Origin of the sequence: Nocardioides stalactiti (assembly GCF_014180715.1) — a bacterium.
In the GTDB taxonomy this organism is placed as follows: Bacteria; Actinomycetota; Actinomycetes; order Propionibacteriales; family Nocardioidaceae; genus Nocardioides; species Nocardioides stalactiti.
On sequence record NZ_JACEFC010000197.1, the window covers coordinates 1 to 4,167 of the forward strand.

Below are 4,167 nucleotides of genomic sequence, written 5' to 3' on the forward strand. Positions count from 1 at the left end.
CGCCGCTCCACCACCGGCGGACGGCGGACCACCGCCGCCTGACCCCGAGGCTCCGGCCCCGACCCGCCACCCCGGGTCGGGGCCGGGACTGATTTTGCGGACTGGCCGCGGGCCGATTTCACTGTCACGGCGACCCGGCTCCCCTTAATCTGTCGGCGTGACCGCGATGACGCCCGAGGAACGCCGTGAGGAGAGCCTCGCCGACGTCCCCGACACCATCGTCCACCACTACGAGGACGAGGAAGACGGGCTGCGCCAGGCGGGCCGGTTCTCCTACGACATCGCGAACGACGCCTGGGAGTGGGACGACGAGGTCTTCGCGATCCACGGGTACCGGCCGGGTGAGGTCGAGCCCACGACCGCGCTCTTCCTCAAGCACAAGCACGACGGCGACCGCGACCGGGTGCGCGACACCTTCCAGCACGCGCGGGAGACCGGCGAGCCGTTCAACCTCTACTACCGGCTCCGGACCCATGACGCCGAGCGGCGGGTGGTGGTCGTCGGCGAAGGCGTCCGCGGGGAGTCGGGCGATGTCGAGCACCTCGTCGGCTACTACCTCGACCTGACCCCGGAGTTCGCCGCCGAGAACGCCGCGGCGGCCGACGCCGCCGTCGCCGCCTCGGCCGTCGCTCGCGNATCGAGCAGGCCAAGGGCGTCCTCATGCTCGGCTACGGCCTGGACCCCGATGCGGCGTTCGCCATGCTGCGCTGGTGGTCCCGCAACCGCAACGTCAAGGTGCGCGACCTGGCCGAGCGGCTCATCGACGTCGCCCGGACCGGTGCCGCGAGCCACCCGGGTCTCCGGGGGATGCTCGACGGGCTCATCCACGACCTGACCGACCGGGAACCGGCCGACCGCTCCGTCGCCAACGACAGCTGAGACCCCGAGAGGTCCCAGCCGGAGGAGCGGCCGGCCGGAGACGGTGGACGCCGATCCGGGGGCCGTGGTCGGACGCCGCTGCGGTACCCGGTCCGCTCCTGTCCAACCGCTGCCGGTCGGCATGACCGCCCGGTATGTCGGAAAGTTCGGTGGGGTACCTGGGTGCCATGACCGCGGTGGAGCTCCCGACTCAGGTCGCCGAATTCGGCGACCTCCAGATCCAGTGGGACGCACGCGTCCTCCGGCCGCGCTGGTGGACCACCGCCCAGAGCTACTGGGCAGCGGACCTCGCGGCGTCCTGTCCCGAGGGGCCGATCCTGGAGCTGTGCTGCGGCGCGGGCCAGATCGGGCTCCTCACGGCCTCCCTGACCGGCCGGCCCCTCATCCAGGTCGACCGGGACCCCGTGGCTGCTGCGTACGCACGCCGGAACGCGGCAGCCGCGGGGGTCCTCTCCGACGTACGGGAGGCACCGCTGGGTCTGGCGATGGGGGAGGACGAGCGCGTCGGGCTGGTCATCCTCGACCCGCCGTGGGTCCCGACCGCGCGAGTCCAGGAGTTCCCCGAGGACCCGATCGAGGCGATCGACGGAGGGAACGACGGGACCGACCAGCTGGTGCTCGGGCTCGGGGTCGCGATGCGGCACCTGGACCCGGGTGGGCACATCGTCGCCCAGGTCGGTGACTACGACCAGGTCACGATCGTCGAGGCCCTGCTCGCCGGGCTCGGCGGTGGCGCCGGCCCGCGCTGGACGATCGCCGAGACCCGCGACTACACGCCGGAGGGAGTGCTCGTCGACATCGTCCAGGAGCTCGGACGGTAGTCCCTCGGCTCGACGCCGGCGCGTGCGGGCCTCAGGGCGCGCAGTGGTCGACGAGCCAGGTGCCGAACGGTGCCTCGCCGTGCTCGTCCTCGGCCTCCCCTTCGTCGCCGTGGTCGTGGCCGAGCCCGACGTCGGCCGGCTCCGAGGGCCGGACCGTCGGCGTGAACGACGGGTCCGCGCTGGCGCGCACGTCGTCGAGGACGGCGGTCAGCTCGGTGTGGCCGGTGGGGTCGAGGCTCTCCGGTACGCCGAGCCCGCGCAGCGCGTCGACCGAGGCCAGCAGCTGCGCGGTGCTGTCCGGGGTCGGGGTCGCGAGCCACTGGCCCTGGAGGGCGACCAGCTCCTGCCAGCCCGCGCACCAGGTCTCGTCGGCGACGACCGGCAGCGTGCTGGTCGCGGTCGGGCTCTCGTCGCCGTCCGAGCCGCTGTCGTCACCGCACCCGCTCAGCCCGAGCGCCGCGACGACCGCGGCGACCACGAGCACGGTCCGGACCTCGTCCACCTTCATCACACCCACCTCGCGAACCAGATCCGGTCGAGCCACTCGCTGCTCGTGAGCAGGCCGTTGGTCCAGATCGGCCAGAACCACGCGTAGTTCACCAGCACCAGGACCAGGAACGCGCCGCCCACCACGACCCCGACGGTACGCCGGGCCGAGGGGAGCCGGGACGGTCCGATCAACGTGCCGATCGAGAGGGTCAGCGCCATCACCACGAACGGCAGGATGGCGATCGCGTAGAAGAGGAAGATCGGCCGGGTGTCGTACTGCATCCACGGCAGCCAGGTCGACAGCGTGCCCATCACGGCGACGCCGTACCTCCAGTCGCGCGCGCCGACCCACATCACCACCGAGAACAGCAGCGCGATGCAGCCGCCCCACCAGATCATCGGGTTGCCGATGAGCAGCACCTGGCGGATGCAGTCGCTGCCCTCGGGGGCGTCGCAGTCCTTGTCGCGGGGGAGGTCCTCCTGGTCGGCCGGCAGGTCCCGGTCGGCCGGCTGGATGTCGTTGGTGACGGCCACGCCGACCGGCCGGTTGATGAGCAGCCAGCTCGACGGCTTGGACTGGTAGGTGTGCGTGGAGCAGTTCAGGAAGTGGGTGTGGAACGTGTAGACGTCCTGGTGGTAGTACCAGAGCGACCGCAGCGACTGCCACGCCTCACCCAGGCCCTTCGCGTCCTTCTCCTTCGCCGTCGGCCACCGCTTCGACTCGTCGAGGTCGGTGGCGACGTAGCGGTCGTCGTCCTCGGCACAGTGGCCCTGGCCGGTGTACTGCCGGTACTGCGTGGAGCTGAGGTGGTCCTCGTAGTCGTTGGAGTGCGCGAGCCAACCGCCCCAGGTCGCGATGTAGGTGATGACGGCGACCAGGACGAGCTGGAGGAACGCCGGTACGCCGTCGACGAGCGCGGAGCGGAGGACGGCCCAGCGGACGCCGAAGCTGCGCCGCGCACCGGCGGACCACAGCCACACGAGGAGGCCGAACGTCGCGAGGGGATAGAGGGCGACCCATTTGGTGCCGATGGCGAGCCCGAAGCAGATCCCGCCGGTGAGCAGCCAGGGCCGGAGCAGGAGGCCGCGGACGGGACCCCAGCCCTGCACGACCACCTCGCCGGTGACGTCGTCGACGGCGTGCTCGCCGAGCCGCCGCCGGAAGCGGTCGCGGTCGGCGACGATGCAGTGGATCCCGCAGAGCAGGAAGAACGCCAGGAAGATGTCGAGCAGGGCCAGCCGCGACAGCACGAAGTGGAGGCCGTCGAACATCAGCAGCAGGCCGGCGATGCAGCCGAGCACGGTGGAACCGGTCATCCGCCGCAGCAGTCGGCACATCACCAGCACCATCAGCGCCCCGATGACCGCCGACATGATCCGCCAGCCGAACGGCTCCATGCCGAACGCCTTCTCGCCCAGCGCGATCAGCCACTTGCCGACCTCCGGGTGGACCGCCATCGACGGGTCGCCCGTCCACACGTCGTGGACGTGGCCGGCCAGGATGTCGTCGTCGATCTTGTTGTTCGTGTTGCCGTCGACGTCGGCCAGGTAGGTCTGGGCGTGACCGTTGTTGAGGAGCGACCACGCGTCCTTGGCGTAGTAGGTCTCGTCGAACGCGAACCGCTTCGGCGTACCGAGGTGGTAGAGCCGGAGCGCGAACGCCAGCAGGGTTACCGACAGCGGCGCGAGCCAGCCGAGCGCGCGGTCGCTGGGACGTAGCCCCGCGAGGAACCCGCGGGACCGATCGAACGCCGACGGCACCGCGTCGCCCTGGGCGGTGCGCGACAGGCCGGCCCACCGACGGGTCGTCGGCTCCTGGTCGGTCGCGGTCACGAGCGTGAACTCTACGGTCACTGACACAATCGCCCCGTGACCTCGGCAGGGAGCTCCTCGGGCGTGCTGGTGCTGGCGGCGACGCCGATCGGGCGCGTGGCCGACGCCCCGCCGCGGCTGGCGGAGGAGCTCGCGGCGGCCGACG

The 4,167-nt window shown here is 71.6% G+C and carries 3 protein-coding genes and 2 pseudogenes; 3 read left to right on the forward strand and 2 right to left on the reverse strand.

From position 1 onward, the window contains the following. Positions 1-166: 166 nt before the first annotated feature. The 3 genes and pseudogenes from H0487_RS24520 to H0487_RS21955 form a co-directional block, all read left to right on the forward strand. Positions 167-493, forward strand: a pseudogene (locus H0487_RS24520) (PAS domain-containing protein); the annotation flags it as partial. Between the two features lie 128 nt (positions 494-621). Beyond that, positions 622-879, forward strand: a pseudogene (locus H0487_RS23000) (ANTAR domain-containing protein); the annotation flags it as partial. 167 nt (positions 880-1,046) lie between these two features. After that, complete coding sequence (locus H0487_RS21955) at positions 1,047-1,700, forward strand: methyltransferase (protein ID WP_183096340.1); 654 nt, start codon at positions 1,047-1,049, stop codon at positions 1,698-1,700. Between the two features lie 31 nt (positions 1,701-1,731). Here H0487_RS21955 and H0487_RS21960 read toward each other — a convergent pair whose 3' ends face one another. Continuing rightward, on the reverse strand, positions 1,732-2,208 hold the full coding sequence (locus tag H0487_RS21960; RefSeq protein ID WP_183096341.1) for a hypothetical protein: 477 nt from the start codon (positions 2,206-2,208) through the stop codon (positions 1,732-1,734). Further along, complete coding sequence (locus H0487_RS21965) at positions 2,208-4,022, reverse strand: dolichyl-phosphate-mannose--protein mannosyltransferase (RefSeq protein ID WP_183096342.1); 1,815 nt, start codon at positions 4,020-4,022, stop codon at positions 2,208-2,210. Before H0487_RS21965 ends, H0487_RS21960 begins: the two co-directional genes overlap by 1 nt. Between the last annotated feature and the right edge of the window lie 145 nt (positions 4,023-4,167).